Here is a 16,089-nt window from a genome sequence, read left to right as displayed (position 1 = left end):
GGACGTCCTGGGACGTCCCGGACATTCCCGGGACGTTAACCGGACGCATTCGTTCCGTCGGTGCTTTGGCGGGAATCGGCCACGACGCATTCCCGCCGCGCACATCATCCCTGCACCACCCTCACCTCTGCCAATGTGGCGACACCGCAGCACCAACAGCCTCCGGACAAAGGCCTTTTGCCTACCTATGCCCGGAATCAGATGGGGAGAGCGATGCGCCCGATTTCGCGTACGGCCCTGGGGGCGGCGACCGCCGCCGTCCTGGCCGTCACCGCGGTCGCGCCGTCCACGGCAGCCGCGCCGCAGGACGACACGACCGGCAATCGACCGCTGGTCGGCAGCGAGGCTCAGGCCCGCGCCGGGGAGCGGGCCGCCACCGTCACGCTGGTCACGGGTGACCGGGTCCTCGTCACCCGCGACGCCGCCGGTAACCCGGCCGCCGCCGCGCTGCCCCGCGAGGACGGGACGGTGCCCTTCGTCCAGACCCGTCGCTCGGGACAGGACCTGTACGTCTACCCCGAGGGCGCCACCACCGCCCTCGCCGCGGGCCGTGTCGACGAGGAGCTCTTCAACGTCACCGGCCTGATCCGGCAGGGTTACGACGACGCCGGCACCAAGACGCTCCCCCTGATCGCGGTCTACGGCTCCGACCTCGCCCGCTCCGTCCCGGCCGCCCCGCGCGGCGCCCAGCGCGGGCAGGTCCTCAAGGCCGTCGACGGCGTCGCCCTCAAGGCCGACAAGAAGCAGGCCGCGGCGTTCTGGGCGGACGTGAACGCTCCCGCCGCCCGCTCCGCCTCCGGTCTGAAGAAGCTCTGGCTCGACCGCAAGGTCGAGGCCACCCTGGAGCGTTCGACCAAGCAGGTCCACGCCCCCGAGGCCTGGGCCGCGGGCTTCGATGGCAAGGGCACCAAGGTCGCCGTCCTCGACACCGGCGCCGACGTCGAGCACCCCGACCTCAAGGGCCGGGTCGTCGCCTCGGAGAACTTCACCGACTCCGACAGCGCCGACGACCGCCAGGGCCACGGCACCCACACCATCTCCACCGTCGGCGGCTCCGGCGCGGCGAGCGGCGGCAGGATGAAGGGCGTCGCGCCCGGCGCCGAGCTCCTCAACGGCAAGGTCCTCAACGACTCCGGTTCCGGCGCGACGTCCTGGATCATCGCCGGCATGGAATGGGCCGTCGCCCAGGGCGCCGACGTCGTCTCCATGAGCCTCGGCAACCCCTCCGAGACCGACTGCACCGACCCGATGAGCATCGCCGCCGAGGAACTCGCCCAGAACGAGGGCACGTTGTTCGTCGTCGCCGCCGGCAACACCGGCCCCTCGCTCAACACGGTCTCCTCGCCCGGCTGCGCCCCGAGCGTCCTCACCGTCGGCGCCACCGACCGCGACGACTCCACCGCGTACTTCTCCAGCCGCGGCCCGACGACCCTCGGCCACACCCTCAAGCCGGAGATCGCCGCCCCCGGCGTCGGCATCTCCGCCGCAGCGGCCGGCGGCCGGGGCGTGTACGCGTACCAGGCCATGTCCGGTACGTCGATGGCCACGCCGCACGTCGCGGGCGCCGCCGCCATCGTCAAGCAGCGCCACCCAGACTGGACGGCCCAGCAGATCAAGGCCGCGCTCGTCTCCTCCGCCGCGACCTCCGTCCCCGGCGACGTACGCGAGGTCGGTGGCGGCCGCCTCGACGTCAAGGCCGCGATCGACCAGACGGTCCTCGGCGCCGACGCCGTCCAGGGCGGCACCTTCGACTGGCCCCAGGACGACAGCGACCGCACCTCGGTCTCCGTCCCCTACAGCAACACCTCCGACAAGGCGGTCACCCTGACGCTCGCCGTCGAGAAGGTCACCGGAAACGACGGCTCACGCGTCCGGTCCTCCGTCGCCCGCCTCGCCAAGCACACGGTCACCGTCCCGGCCGGCGCGACCGTCGAGGTCCCGCTGCACCTGGACCCGGCCGCCCAACTGGAGCGCGCCCAGTACGGCGACGTCACCGGCCGTGTGGTCGCCACCGGACCCGGCGGAATCCACGTCTCGACGCCGTTCTCGCTCTACGTCCAGCCCGAGACGGTCACCCTGCGGGTCAAGCTGATCGACCGTCAGGGCAAGCCCGCCGCCGGCGCCTCGTCCCTGGACCTCATCGGCACCGACGACGCCAGCGGCGAGCGCCGCTTCAACGAGGGCGCCGCCGACCAGGTCTTCCAGGTGCGGCCCGGCAGCTACTTCCTCACCTCCTTCGTCACCACCGGCGACACGGGCGAGGGCGCCACGCTGAACGACTCGCTCAGCTACCTGGCCCGCCCGCAGATCGAGGTGAAGAAGGACACCACCGTCGTCCTCGACGCCCGCAAGGCCCACAAGCTGTCGGTGAGGACCGACAAGCCCGGTGAGCAGCGCGGCACCACCCTGGCGTTCTCCCGCTCCTGGGACGACACCTGGATGCACTCCGGCTCGGCCGCCGGTGTGCGCTCGATCCGCGGCTACTACGCCTCGGTCGAAGGACGCGCGGACGAGGGCGACTTCGAGTTCGGCAGCTACTGGCGCACCGTCGCCCCGCAGATCTCCGAGCTGAAGACGGGCGACGGCACCGTCCTGCACCCGGTCACCGCCTCCCTCGGCTCGGACAACCTCGACGGCACCGGCTCCGCCCGGCTCGTCGACGCGGGGACCGGAACCCCCGAGGAGCTGAAGGCCGCCGGCGTCCGGGGCCGCGTCGCCCTGGTCCGCTTCCCGGACACCTCCACCAACGCGGCCACGGTCGCCCGGAACGCCAAGGCCGAGGGAGCCGTCGCGGTCCTCGCGTACCGCACCTCGACCGCCCGCTGGTACCCGACGGCCGGCTTCACGGGAGCCGGGTTCCCGGTCCTCGCCGTCGACTCCGCCGAGGGCGCCGCACTGCTCGCCAAGCTCGCCGCCGGCGAGGTCACCCTCTCCTGGAAGGCCACGGCGAAGAGCCCGTACCTCTACAACCTGGCCTTCCCCGAGGCCGGTTCGATCCGCGACGACAGGACCTACCGGGTCCGGGACGGCGAGTTGGGCCGCACCGAGTCCACCTACGGCTCCATGGGCGTGGCCACCGACTTCATCGACAACGCGGCCGCGTACCGTCCCAACGGCACGTCCGTCTACTTCGGAGCCATCGAGCCGGTCCCCGCGCCGGGCACCCGGACCGAGTACTACACGCCCGGGGACACCCGGTGGGACCAGATGCTGTCCTCCAGCTTCCCGTTCGGCGAGTTCATGATCGGGTCCAAGCGCGCCTACAAGGCGGGGGAGAAGCGCACCGAGCGCTGGTACGACGGCGTCGTCGCCCCGACCGCCCCGCGCGACGCGGCCGGCAAGCCGGTCCTCGTCGCCGAGCGCCAGGGCAACCTCATCGGCTTCGCCAACTCGATGTGGGGCGACAGCACCCACCACGCCGAGCAGGGTTCGTTCGGTGACATCGGCGGACTGACGCTGAGCAAGGACGGCGAGGTCCTCGGCGAGACCGGATGGCCGTTCGGAGTCTTCGAAGTCCCGTCCGAGCGCGGCACGTACACGCTCGAACAGCGGACGATGAAGATCGGCAGCAAGGTGTGGAACCGCTCCACTTCCGTCAACTCGGTCTGGAAATTCACCTCTCAGGCCGACGAGAGCGTCTACTCTCAAGGCATCCCGATTCTCTTCCCCCGGTACACCCTTCCGGAGGACGGACTCAAGACCCTCGCCGCGACCGACGGCCAGAAGATCGGCCTCACCGCGACGGGTCACGCGGCCTATCAGGTGGCCGCGCTCACCTCGGCCAGGCTCTCGTACTCCTATGACGGAGGCACGACCTGGACGGAGGCGCAGGTCTCGCAGCAGGGCGGTGTGTGGACCGCGACCGTGAACCACGCGGGCGCGGCCGGCAAGCCGGTCACCCTGAAGACCGAACTGACGGACGCCAACGGCAACTCCGTCACCCAGACCGTGGTCCGCGCTTACGACGTGCGCTGATCACGCCGGTCCGCCGGACGTCCTTCCCGTGGGGGGTGGGGTCGTCCGGCGGACCCCCTTTTTCGTCATGTCCCGTTTTCTGGCTGCCTGCGCGGTGGACAATAAGGGCATGACTCAGCAGGGGGACAACTGGTGGGACAAGCTCTACGACGACGCGGCACCGGACACGGTGCCGAACGCGACGGGTGACACACTCGACGACCGCTTCGACTCGGCGTCACAGGCGACTCGCCCGGGGGCGCAGCAGCCGCCGCCCCGGGCCCCCTGGGAGCCCCTCGACGATCCGGCCCCCGGCCCCCGCGCCTTCCCGCCACCACCGGCGTCACCGCAGCCACCGGCCCCGGTCGCCCCGCCTTTGCCCCCGACGCCCGCCGGGCGGGCGCCCGAAGCGGTGCCGCCTCCGCCGGACGCGCCACCCGCGCCGCCGGATCCCACCGCCCCGCCCGCCGCTGCGGCCTCGCCCGCGCCGGAGCAGCGCCCCTTGTCCGAGCGGCCGGACGGCGACACCGTCCCGGACGCCACCCGCCCGACCGTGCCCCGACCCCGTACCGCCCACATCGGCAGCAGACCGCCCACCTACGAGCCCGAGCCCACCGCGCTGCCCGCCGCCCGGCCCGACGAACTCCTCGATCTCGTCGCCGACACCGTCCTCGACGGGGCCCGCTACGGCGCCTACACCCTGCGAGCCGCCTCCCTGCGCGGCGACTCCGCCCGCTATCGCGGCGACCCACGAAGAGACGCCCTGCTCACCGCCCGCTTCGGCCACGCCGAGGCGGCGCTCGTCCTCGTCGCCGTGGCCGGCGGCGCCCGTACCGCCGACGCCGCCCATCTCGCCGCCGCCGACGCCTGCCGCTGGATCGGCGAGGCCGTCGGCCGCAGCCACGCCCGGCTCTCCGAGGACATCAGGGCCGGCCGCCGCGGAGACCTGAAGTCGGGGCTCCACCGCCTCACCGACCGCACCTTCGGCAGACTCCGTGCCCGCGCCGCCGAACTGGGCGTGGAGCCCGAGGAGTACACCGCGAGCCTGCGCTGTCTGCTCCTCTCCGCCGATCCGGACTGCCGCACCCGCGTCTTCTTCGGCATCGGCCGCGGCGGGCTCTTCCGGCTCCGCGACGGCGCCTGGCAGGACATAGAGCCGCTGATCCCCGAACCGGCCGCGCTCGGCGGTGCACCCGTCGTCGGCTTCGGCTCGCCTCCCGCCGAGACGGAGGAGGGTGACCGCCACACCATGAGACTCGGCGTCACCGGCCCTCCGGGCGCCCCGTTCGCGGAGGAACAACCCCAGCCTCCGGCCGAGGGGACCCCCGGCTCGGTTCGCTCGCGCCCTCCCGCCGAACCGTTCCGCTTCCGTGCCTCGGTCGCCCGCCCCGGCGACACCCTCCTCCTCGCGTCGAACGGACTCGCCGAGCCGATGCGCGGCGAGCCCGCCCTCGCCGAGGAGCTCGCCGAGCGCTGGGCCGCCCCCGAGCCGCCCGGGCTCGCCGCGTTCCTCGCCGACGTACAGCTCAGGGTGAAGGGGTACGCCGATGACCGTACGGGCGTGGCCGTCTGGGAGGCGTAACGCTTCGGCCCATGTGTTGATGGACGCATGGCCAAACAGAATGTCGCAGAACAGTTCGTCGACATCCTCGTCCGGGCGGGCGTCCAGCGGCTGTACGGAGTCGTCGGCGACAGTCTGAACCCCGTCGTCGACGCCATCCGTCGCACCCGCGACATCGACTGGATCCAGGTCCGGCACGAGGAGGTCGCCGCGTTCGCGGCCGGGGCCGAGGCACAGATCACCGGCCGGCTCACGGCCTGCGCCGGCTCCTGCGGCCCCGGCAATCTCCACCTCATCAACGGCCTGTACGACGCCCACCGCTCGATGGCCCCCGTCCTGGCGCTCGCCTCGCACATCCCGTCGAGCGAGATCGGACTCGGCTACTTCCAGGAGACCCACCCCGACCGGCTCTTCTCCGAATGCAGCCACTACAGCGAGCTGATCTCCAACCCGAAGCAGATGCCCCGACTGGTCCAGACGGCCATCCAGCACGCCGTCGGACAGGGCGGAGTCAGCGTCGTCTCGCTGCCCGGCGACATCGCCTCCGAGCCCGCCCCGGAGAAGGCGTGGGAGACCGCGCTGGTCACCTCCCGGCCCACCGTCCGTCCGGGGGACGCCGAGATCGACGCCCTGGTGCGGATGATCGACGCGGCCGATCGGGTGACCCTGTTCTGCGGCAGCGGCACGGCCGGCGCCCATGCCGAGGTGATGCAGTTCGCCGAGCGCGTGAAGTCGCCCGTCGGGCACGCGCTGCGCGGCAAGGAATGGATCCAGTACGACAATCCGTTCGACGTCGGCATGAGCGGTCTGCTCGGCTACGGCGCCGCCTACGAGGCGACCCACGAGTGCGACCTGCTGATCCTGCTCGGGACGGACTTCCCGTACAACGCCTTCCTGCCCGACGACGTGTCGATCGTGCAGGTGGACGTCAGGCCGGAACGCCTCGGCCGCCGCTCCACGCTCGACCTCGCCGTCTGGGGTGACGTACGGGAGACCCTGCGCTGCATCACCCCGCGCGTGCGCGCCAAGACCGACCGCCGCTTCCTCGACCGGATGCTGAAGAAGCACGCCGACTCGCTCGAAGGTGTCGTCAAGGCGTACACCCGCAAGGTCGAGAAGCACGTCCCGATCCATCCCGAGTACGTCGCCTCCGTCCTGGACGAACTCGCCGACGACGACGCCGTGTTCACCGTCGACACCGGTATGTGCAACGTCTGGGCCGCGCGCTACATCTCGCCGAACGGGCGCCGCCGCATCATCGGGTCGTTCTCGCACGGCTCGATGGCCAACGCCCTGCCGCAGGCCATCGGCGCGCAGTTCACGGACCGCTCCCGTCAGGTGATCTCGATGTCCGGAGACGGCGGATTCACCATGCTGATGGGCGACTTCCTCACCCTGGTCCAGTACGACCTGCCCGTGAAGATCGTGCTTTTCAACAACTCCTCGCTCTCCATGGTGGAGTTGGAGATGCTGGTGGCCGGACTCCCTTCGTACGGGACGACCAACCGCAACCCCGACTTCGCCGCGATCGCCCGGGCGGCCGGCGCCTACGGCGTCCGCGTCGAGAAGCCCAAGCAGCTCGCGGGCGCCCTCAAGGACGCCTTCAAGCACAAGGGCCCGGCGCTCGTCGACGTCGTCACCGACCCCAATGCCCTCTCCATCCCGCCGAAGATCAGCCGCGAGATGGTGTCCGGGTTCGCCCTCTCCGCGGGCAAGATCGTCCTGGACGGCGGCGTCGGCCGCATGCTCCAGATGGCCCGCTCCAACCTCCGCAACGTGCCCCGTCCCTGACGCCTCACTCCTGGGGGTGGAACCCGGGGTCCAGTGGGCGCAGCCCCGTCATGCCGTGACCCGGAAGGCACCGGCGCCGCAGAAAGCTGTGTGCCCCATGTACCGACAGACGGAGTGCTCTCTCATGTCCCTCCATTCCCCCTTGCGCCGGGCCGGGCGCATCGCCACGGTGAGCGCGGCGGCCCTCGCGCTGCTCGTGAGCCTGCCCGGAGCGGCGACCGCCGCCCCCGGCGATCTGGACCCCACCTTCAGCGGCGACGGCAAGGTCATCACCGACACCGCCGCCATCGAGGACAGCCGGGACGTGGTGATCCAGCCGGACGGCAAGATCGTCACGCTCGGCATCGGCTTCGACTTCGACGGCCCCAACGACTTCATCCTGGTGCGCTACAACCCCGACGGCACCCTGGACACCACCTTCGGTGGCGGAGACGGCATCGTCCACACCGACTTCGGCGGCTCCACCGACGACGAGGCCCACGCCCTGACCCTGGCGGGCCCCGGCAAGATCGTCGCGGTGGGCCGCAGCGACACCGCCGACGGCGGCCGGCCCCAGCTCGCGGCGGCCCGCTACAACGCGGACGGCTCGCTGGACACCACCTTCGACGGCGACGGCAAGGTCGTCACCAGCTTCGGCGGGACCGTCCCCACCATCGGCAACGCGGTGCTGATGGGGACCGACGACAACATCCTCATCGGCGGTTCCTACGGTGGCGACGCCATGGTGACCCGCCTGACCGCCTCCGGGGGCCTGGACGTCTTCGGCGACGACAACTCGGGCAAGGCCGTCTTCCCGTTCGCCGGCGGCGACTCGGCGATCCACTCCCTGGCCGTGTACGGCGGCGAGACGATCATCGCGGGCGGCTCCAGCCCGGCCGGATTCGGCCTGGTGCGCCTCTACATGGAGTTCGGCGGCCGGGACGCGACCTTCGGTGACAACGGCCAGGTGTCGACCCCGTTCGGCAACGCGGTCGAGGGCGTGGAGCTCGCGGCCGGCGGCAAGATCGTCGCGGCCGGGTCCCACGGGACCGGTGTCAGCACCCAGTTCGCGGTGGCCCGTTACGACGGGAACGGCGACCTGGACCCGACCTTCGCCGGGGACGGCACGGTGACCACCGGCTTCGGCGGCAACGGCGCCACGGGGCACGACATGGCGCTCCAGGACGACGACAAGATCGTCGTCGCGGGCGTCGCCAACGGCGACTTCGCCCTCGCCCGGTTCACCACGGCCGGCACCCTGGACAGCGACTTCGGCGGCGGCGACGGCCGGGTGACCACCGACTTCGAGGGCAACTGGGACGAGGGCCGCGCGGTGGCCCTGCAGACCGACGGCAGGATCGTCGTCGCCGGCAACGGCAGCGACAACCACGCGGTGGCCCGCTACTCGGTCACCGGCACGCCCGTGCCGCCCACCGTGGACCTGGCGGTCACCAAGACCGGACCCGCCACCATCAGCATCGGTGACCAGGCCACGTACACGGTCCGGGTGACCAACCGAAGCACCACCGCCACCGCCACCGGGGTATCCGTCTCCGACACCCTCACCGGCGCCTCCGGCACCCTGCTGTCGGCCACGCCCGGCCAGGGCGGCCCCTGCACCGTGAACGCCACCACCATGACCTGCGCCCTGGGCGCGATCGCCCCCGGCGCCACCGCCATCGTCACCGTGGTCGCCGAACCGCGGGCCACCGGCACCCTGACCGACCGGGTGACGACGACGGCGGCCGAGGCCGATCCGGTCCCGGCGAACAACACCGCCACCGCGACCACCACGGTGAACAACGCCCGCGGCTGCACGATCATCGGCAGGAGCACCGGCGAGACGCTCACCGGCACCTTCGGCAACGACGTGATCTGCGCACTCAGCGGCAACGACACCGTCAACGGAGGCGGCGGCAACGACACGGTCCACGCCGGGCCCGGCAACGACGTGGTCAACGGTGGCAACGGCGGCGACCGGCTGATCGGCCAGAGCGGCAACGACCGCCTCAACGGCGACTCCGGAAACGACAACCTCGACACCAGGGACGGCGTCACCGGAAACGACCAGGCGTTCGGGGGCCTCGGCTTCGACACCTGCACGACCGACGCGGGAGACACCCGCAACAGCTGCCCGTAGGCCATGTCCGTTCGGTGACGCTCCGGCATGAATGCGGGACGGTCGGTGGGGCATGCATCCCCGTGAGCCTGTTCGAGGCGAGTCGTTCCGATATGTGGGTGGGGGTTATGGCCGGGGAGGCGAGACAGCCGACTCAACTGCTCAGGAAGGTGGGATGCGCGGATCTCACCGCGGTGCCGGAGGTGCGTCATGCGTTACGGGCGATGCTGCGGAAGTGGGGCGGGCCCGGGGCCTCCGACGTGGCGGAGCTGCTCACCAGTGAGCTGGTCACCAATGCGCTGATCCACACGGACCACGGCGCGGTCGTCACCGCGACCGTCGTCCCCGACAGCCTCCGGGTCGAAGTGCGCGACTTCGTCTCCGGACTGCCCGAGCCGTGGGTACCGGTCGCCGACGACGGTACGCACGGGCGGGGCCTCGTCCTGGTCCAGGAACTCGCCGACTCCTGGGGGGTCGAGGACCACGGCGTGGGCAAGGTGGTGTGGTTCGAACTGAACGGCGGGGCCGCCTGACAGCCGGCCCCGCCGTTCGTGTGTTCTCCCGATCTCAGCCGAACTGCTGCTCGAGGTCCTTGAGTTTGCGTTCCAGGGAGTCGAGCCGTGGCAGCGCCTGGGTGTCGTCCTCGGCGGTGAGATCCACCGTCCGCGGCTCAGTACCCACGGCCTGGAGGGAGGGCCGGTGTCGAAGCGGCAGCTGTCCGGGGTCCGCTATGGCCGGCTCCGCGACGGGTGTCCCCACGGACGCCGTCGCGGAGCCCGCGGATCCCGCGCCGGAGTTCAGCGCCGGCATCTCGACCTGACGGCCGCCGCCGCGGCCGAGCCCGAAAGCCCGGTGCTGCCGGTTGATCGCCCGCAGCCTGGCCCGGTCGAGTTTCTCCTGATCGCGCCTGCGCAGCCGGTTCTGCTGCTTCTCGCGACGGTCCTCGCGGACCTCGTCGACCGCCTCGTCGAGCGTGCGCACGCCTTCGAGCAGCATCAGCGACCAGGCCGCGAAGGTCTCCCTGGGCGCCCTCAGCCACCGCACGATCCGGATCTGCGGCAGCGGGCGGGGCACCAGGCCCTGCTCGCGCAGCGCCGCCCGGCGGGTCTGCTTGAGGGCCCGGTCGAAGAGGACCGCCGCCGAGAGGGACATGCCCGCGAAGAACTGCGGGGCGCCCGCGTGGCCCAGGCCGCGAGGGGCGTGGACCCAGTTGAACCAGGCCGCCGCGCCCGCGAACGTCCACACGAGGAGGCGCGAGCCGAGAGCCGCGTCACCGTGGCTGGCCTCGCGGACGGCGAGGACCGAGCAGAACATCGCCGCGCCGTCGAGGCCGAAGGGGACGAGGTACTCCCAGCCCCCGGTGAGGCTGAGGTTCTGCCGGCCGAAGCCGACGAGTCCGTGGAAGGAGAGTGCGGCGGCGACGGCCGCACAGCAGAAGAGCAGGACGTAGGAGGCGGTCCCGTAGACGGCTTCCTTGCGTCTGCGGCGTTCCTCGCTGCGCTCCCAGGAGTCCTCGGCCGCGGCCTGGTCACCGGCGCGCTTGCCGCGCGCGAGCACCGCCACCGCCGTCAGGACTCCGGCCACCATGACGCCACCCGGAAGCAGCCAGTCCAGCGATATGTCGGTCAGTCTCATGCGGTGTCCCTTGCATCGCAGTAGGGCCTTTCGGCCGCCCATACTGGCCGACCTCGGAGGGCCCACAAGGGGTTTCGCGGCAAGAGCACGCCATTGGGACCGCACAGCATACGAATAGGTGCCATCTGGTCGAACGGTCGCGCGGATCAAGGGAGTTGCGTTCGATTTACGCCACCCCTGCGGGTGGCGTAATCCCACGGGAGGGTCAGGCGGTGGCCGCGAGCCGACGGACCCGCTCGGCGTCGCAGGTGCGCGGACACGTCATGCACGTGTCCTCGGGGCGCAATGTGTAGAAGAAGCAGCACGTCGCCCGGTCCCGGGTGGAGCGGGTCGTTCCGTCGGCGTCCACGGAACCGGCGAGCTCGCGGAAGCCGGCGGCGCCGGCGTACGGCTTGGCCGTGCCCGGCATCAGCAGATCCAGCTCGCGCATCCCCCGCTCCTCCTCGCCGAGCAGCGCCGCGATGTACCAGAGGCCCTCGACGATCTCGTCCGTCGCCATGCCCCACAGTGCCCGCCGCCCACGCCGCATCCGCGGTCCGAAGCCGGCCAGGACGGACTCGAAGTGCTCGGCGAGCGAGGCCCGGACCTCGGCGCGCAGCGCCTCCTCGTCAGGGACGACCCGGGCGCCGGGCAGAGTGGCGGCGGGATCGTCCGGGAGGCAGGCGAACTCCTCGACGCGGACGGTCATCCGGCCCAGGGCGCGCTGGAAGGCGACGTTCCGGACGGGCATCCGGGGAACCCGGCGGTGCAGGAACCAGGGGACCGTGACCAGGAGGCAGGCAGGCCAGGCGTACCGGTGCAGTCCGAAGCTGGCGACCACGTCGGGGCGGGCCTGCTGCCCGTAGTCGCGCAGCACCTGGGCGTTGTCCCAGGCGAGGAAGGCGTCCAGCGCGGGGCCCCCGGCCGCCAGCTCGTCCGCGCCGACCCAGCCGCCGCCTCTGGGCGCACTGCCGGCCTGGTCCAGCTCCTCTATCCGCAGGCCGGAGAACACCTCGCCGAGGCGGGCGTACGAAGCCGCGACAGGCGAGGTGAAGGGGGCGGGGAGCAGAGCGGGGACGGCCATACGGGACCACCGAATCGCGATCGTTAGCAGGTTAGCCTTACCTTACCCGACGCGATCGAAGTTTGCCCCTACCGTCCGGTGGGCAAGCCCCGAACCCCCCGATGCGGTCCTGTCTCGCATATGGTGCACAGGGGGCACCGGTATCGCGAGCCGGGCCCGGCACGACCCCGCAGGAGGACCCGGGTGGAGCAGGGCAGAGCGCGCGAGCGGGCGCGACAGGAGCCGTACCCTCCGTTCGGCGACGCCGTACGGGTCCCCGGACAGGCGCGCGGCGGCAGGTCCGTACCCCCGGCGCACCCCTCGGAGTCCCCCTCCGCGCCCGCCCGCGGCGAGCACACCCACAGCGAGCCGCCCGCGCCCGGGCTCGTCCCCCGTCCCGTCCGGCGCCACTCCGTGCGCGGGCAGATCCTCCAGGCCCTGCGCACCGCCCTCGTCGGCGGCGAACTCGTCCCCGGCGAGGTCTACTCCGCCCCCGTGCTCGCCGAACGCTTCGGCGTATCGGCGACCCCCGTCCGCGAGGCGATGCAGCGACTGGCGACCGAAGGCGCCGTCGAGGTGGTGCCGAACCGCGGCTTCCGCGTCACCGAACGCACCCCGCGCGAACTCGCCGAACTCGCGGAGGTCCGGGCGCTCATCGAGATCCCGGTCATGCTCCGCCTGGCCCGTACGGTCCCGGCCGCCCGCTGGTCCGAGCTCCGTCCCCTCGCCGAGGCCACCTCGGCAGCCGCCGCCCGCGGCGACCGCGCCCACTACGCCGAGACCGACCGCGCCTTCCACCGCGCCGTCCTCTCCCTGGCCGGGAACGAACAGCTGCTCGCCGTCGCCGACGACCTCCACCGCCGCTCCCAGTGGCCCCTGATGAGCGCCCCGGCGACCCGCCACGGCGAACTGGTCGCGGACGCGGCGGAACACACCGCCCTCCTCGACGCGCTCATCGCCCAGGATCTCACCGTCGTGCAGTCACTCGTACGGGAGCACTTCACCGGATCGCAGGGCTGACGACTAAGGTCGTTGCCGTCAGCCCGCTCGCACAGCGCCGTCCGTGAGGTGTCCCATGCCGTCCGCGACTCCGTCCCCGGCACGGGGACGGCGCCCGTGACCGGATCCGCCCGCGGGGGGCGCCCCGCCGCCGGTACGGAGGCCCAGGCGGCGGCCCTGCTCGGCTGGCTCACCGACCCGGACGCGCCCCGGCTCTGCCTGGTCACCGGTGATCCCCTCCGAGGCAAGTCCGCACTCCTCTCCTGGCTCGCCGCGCACGGCGCCCGCTCCGGGGCGCGCCGCAGGCGAACGACGCGCGAACTGATCCCGCTCGCCGGGCAGAGCGCGCTCGGTACGGCCTGGACGATCGCGAACCGCCTCGGCGTCGTGGCTCGGACACCCGGCGAACTGGTCCAGGTCCTCGCCACCACCGAAGCCCGCCGCGCGCTCCTCGTCCTGACGGACCTGCACGGAGCGGCGGAGCCGGAGGCGATCGCCGAACTCATCGGAGAGCTCTCGGAGTTGGGCCGGATCCGGCTCGTCGTCGAGGTCCGCACGGGCACCCCCGCCCACACCCTCCTCGCCGCCCGCCGCGCCACGGTCGTGGACGTGCCCGAGCCGGCCGACACGGACGGCGCGGCCGAGCGGCGACGGGCGGGCCGGGCCGCGGAGCGGTTCGTACGCGCGGCGGTCGATCTCGCCGATCCCGTCGCCGTGTGCGAGGCCGACCCGCTGCTCGTCACCGCCGGCTACACGGGCGGCTCCGGCGACGACCGTGGCGGTCTGCGATCCGCCTGGCTGCGCGCCGGACAGTCGCTCTGCCGGGACCAGGAGCCCGAGGACCGCGCCCTGGTGCTGCTCGGCGCCCTCGGTGACGGCGCCGACCCCCGGCTCCGGCCCGCCCTGCGGGAACTCGCCGCGGACGCGCCGTGGCGGATGCGGTGGACCCGGGTACGGGGGGATCTGACGCCGCCCTGGCCGGGACCCGTCACCGCGCTCGGGACGATCGGCGACCGGCTCCTCGTCGCGGGTCCGACCGACGCCGTGCACCTGCTGCGCACGGCCGACGCGGCCCCCGCCGGACAGACCTTCGCCAGCCCCGCCCGGCGTATCAAGACGCTCGCGCCCGCGCCGGACGGCACCCTGCTGCTCCTGGACGAACGGGGCCGGCTGCACACGGTGCGCGGGCTGCCCGGACCGCGCCCGCCGTACCTGGAGCGGCTCACCGCGGCCGTCGCGGCGACCCTCACCCGGCACCCCGGCACGGCGCTCGCGGCGATCAGCGGGTCCGTGGTGGTGGGCGACCGGCTCGGATCCGTGCACGCCTTCGGTCTGACGGGCATTCACCAGGCCGCGCTGCACAGCGGACGCGTCACGGCCGTCACCGCGGTCGAGGCACCACCCACGCCCTTCCTGTGCAGCGGGGGGCTCGACGGCACGGTACGGCTCTGGACCCCCGGCCAGGACCCGCACCCCGAGCCCCTGGCCGAACGTCCCTGCCCGGTCGTGGCGTTGCACGCCGCGCCGACTCCCGAAGGCCCGTCGCTCGCGATCGCCTGGGCCGACGGCCTGATCGAACTCCACCACCTCGACACGAAGGAGCGCCTGTCGTTCCGCCCCGGCCCACCCGTCCGTGCGGTGGTGATCACCCCGGACGGGGGAGTGGTCGCGGGCATGGACGAGGCGCTCCTCCGGCTGGACGAGGGACGCCGTCAGACGACGTGAGGCACCGTCATGTCGCGGGCTGGGGCGACAGTTGGGCGCCGAGCCAGGTCGGCACTCCGCCCAGGAGACGGAACAGCCGTCCCGCCTCGGCCCGCAGTCGGCCCGCCTCCGGCTCCGTCTCCGTGTCCGCGAGGGCGGTCAGGGCCGGAGCTGTGCCCACCAGGAAGCCGAGCTCCTCGCGGATCCGCAGCGATTCGGCGAATCCGTGCCGTGCCTCCGCCAACTCGCCCTCGCGCAGGGCGATTCCGGCCAGATGGCGCCAGGTGGAGGAGAGCAGCAGGGTGTCCCCCCGGTCCGTCGCACCCGCGTGTGCGCGCCGGAATGCGGCCCGGGCGGCCTGGGGCGAGTCACCGAGGTTCTGGGCGATCAGCCCGCGCCGGAAGTCCAGCAGCGGACGCCCTTCGGCCGAGGGCCCGATCAGCGCGGCGGCACGGCCGAGCGCCGCGGTGGCCTCGTCGGCCCGGTCCCGTACGCCGAGCAGTGTCGACGCGTAGGCGAGATAGCCGCGTTCACACGCCGCCGCCCCGCGCTCCTCGTCGCTCTGCGCGACCGCCTCGGCCGCCCGCAGGGCCTCCTCCGCCTCTGCCCAGCCCTTCTCGGTGTACAGACAGCGCTCGATCAGCAGGGCCGCCCTTTCCAGGGCCGCCGCCGGTTCGGTCGCGCGTGGTGCGAGCAGAGCGGCCGCGTCCGTCCAACAGCCGCGTGAGCGGAGTCGCCATATGGCCGTCTCCATGGGCGTCTTCCTGCCGTACGCAGAGGACGGATCGTCGCCACCCGTCGTTTCGGAACCAGACATGGCGGTGTCCGCCACATTGCCCTCCCCGAGCGCGCCATTGAGCTGTTGAGTCAGGCCCGCATCTCAACACGAACGGGTGCGCCGGGCCAAGGGGTCAGGTGAATCAATTCACAAGAGCCTGGTGCGTACCGGTATACGGACGGCGTCGCCCGGTCGCGCTCGGCGACCGATCCGACGGGCCTGGGCTCCGTCGCCCCGCACGGGGACGGCGGGAGGGGCGAGGTCGTCGAGCTGCGGCGTCACCTTCGGCACCGTCAGTTCCCCGGTTCCCCCGAAGAGATGAATCTCGACGGATCGCGCGACCGCGTTGGGCCGAGCGGGTGGTCCTCGGCCGACCTCCGCCAGGCGGGGGATGGCGGGCCCGGAAAGCAGGGCGGGGGGGGGGGGGGGCGGAGACGGACCCCCCCCCCCCCCCCCCCCCGCGGGGGCCGGCCCCCACACAAACCCCCCCCCCGGAATCATACGGGGGGTGGACAACACAAGCCCAC

Annotated in this window: 10 protein-coding genes; 7 read left to right on the top strand and 3 right to left on the bottom strand. The window is 72.6% G+C overall.

Annotated features, from left to right (window positions below; translation table 11 throughout):
• Positions 1-213: 213 nt before the first annotated feature.
• The 5 genes from ACFQ7Q_RS08155 (at position 214) to ACFQ7Q_RS08135 (ending at position 9,937) form a co-directional block, all read left to right on the top strand.
• Positions 214-3,975, top strand: coding sequence for a S8 family serine peptidase (locus ACFQ7Q_RS08155; protein WP_383551220.1), 3,762 nt, complete (start codon positions 214-216; stop codon positions 3,973-3,975).
• Positions 3,976-4,084: 109 nt separating this feature from the next.
• A complete protein-coding gene (locus ACFQ7Q_RS08150; protein ID WP_383551218.1) occupies positions 4,085-5,536 on the top strand; it encodes a protein phosphatase 2C domain-containing protein in 1,452 nt (483 codons plus the stop codon).
• A 27-nt stretch (positions 5,537-5,563) separates the two neighbouring features.
• A complete protein-coding gene (locus tag ACFQ7Q_RS08145) occupies positions 5,564-7,306 on the top strand; it encodes a pyruvate dehydrogenase (protein WP_383551216.1) in 1,743 nt (580 codons plus the stop codon).
• Between the two features lie 124 nt (positions 7,307-7,430).
• Complete coding sequence (locus ACFQ7Q_RS08140) at positions 7,431-9,425, top strand: calcium-binding protein (RefSeq protein ID WP_383551214.1); 1,995 nt, start codon at positions 7,431-7,433, stop codon at positions 9,423-9,425.
• Positions 9,426-9,517: 92 nt separating this feature from the next.
• The gene (locus ACFQ7Q_RS08135; RefSeq protein ID WP_383551212.1) at positions 9,518-9,937 is read left to right on the top strand and encodes an ATP-binding protein; all 420 of its coding nucleotides are present in this window, start codon (positions 9,518-9,520) and stop codon (positions 9,935-9,937) included.
• Between the two features lie 34 nt (positions 9,938-9,971).
• Here the strand turns inward: ACFQ7Q_RS08135 and ACFQ7Q_RS08130 are convergent, their stop codons facing one another.
• Entirely contained in the window at positions 9,972-11,039 is a 1,068-nt protein-coding gene (locus ACFQ7Q_RS08130) for a DUF2637 domain-containing protein (protein WP_383551210.1), read from the bottom strand.
• A gap of 205 nt (positions 11,040-11,244) precedes the next feature.
• Positions 11,245-12,102, bottom strand: coding sequence for a (2Fe-2S)-binding protein (locus ACFQ7Q_RS08125; protein WP_383551208.1), 858 nt, complete (start codon positions 12,100-12,102; stop codon positions 11,245-11,247).
• A 183-nt stretch (positions 12,103-12,285) separates the two neighbouring features.
• On the opposite strand from ACFQ7Q_RS08125, the gene ACFQ7Q_RS08120 reads away from it, so the two are divergent.
• Entirely contained in the window at positions 12,286-13,101 is an 816-nt protein-coding gene (locus ACFQ7Q_RS08120; RefSeq protein ID WP_383551207.1) for a GntR family transcriptional regulator, read from the top strand.
• A 96-nt stretch (positions 13,102-13,197) separates the two neighbouring features.
• Positions 13,198-14,805 (top strand): WD40 repeat domain-containing protein, encoded by a 1,608-nt coding sequence (locus ACFQ7Q_RS08115; protein WP_383551205.1) that lies wholly within the window; start codon positions 13,198-13,200, stop codon positions 14,803-14,805.
• 7 nt (positions 14,806-14,812) lie between these two features.
• Here ACFQ7Q_RS08115 and ACFQ7Q_RS08110 read toward each other — a convergent pair whose 3' ends face one another.
• Positions 14,813-15,601 (bottom strand): hypothetical protein, encoded by a 789-nt coding sequence (locus ACFQ7Q_RS08110; RefSeq protein ID WP_383551203.1) that lies wholly within the window; start codon positions 15,599-15,601, stop codon positions 14,813-14,815.
• Positions 15,602-16,089: the final 488 nt, after the last annotated feature.

The sequence above is a fragment of the Streptomyces sp. NPDC056527 genome, assembly GCF_042794475.1.
Classification (GTDB): Bacteria; Actinomycetota; Actinomycetes; order Streptomycetales; family Streptomycetaceae; genus Streptomyces.
The sequence above is the reverse complement of the archived record's forward strand: the minus strand, read 5'-3'. Positions and strand labels throughout refer to the sequence as shown.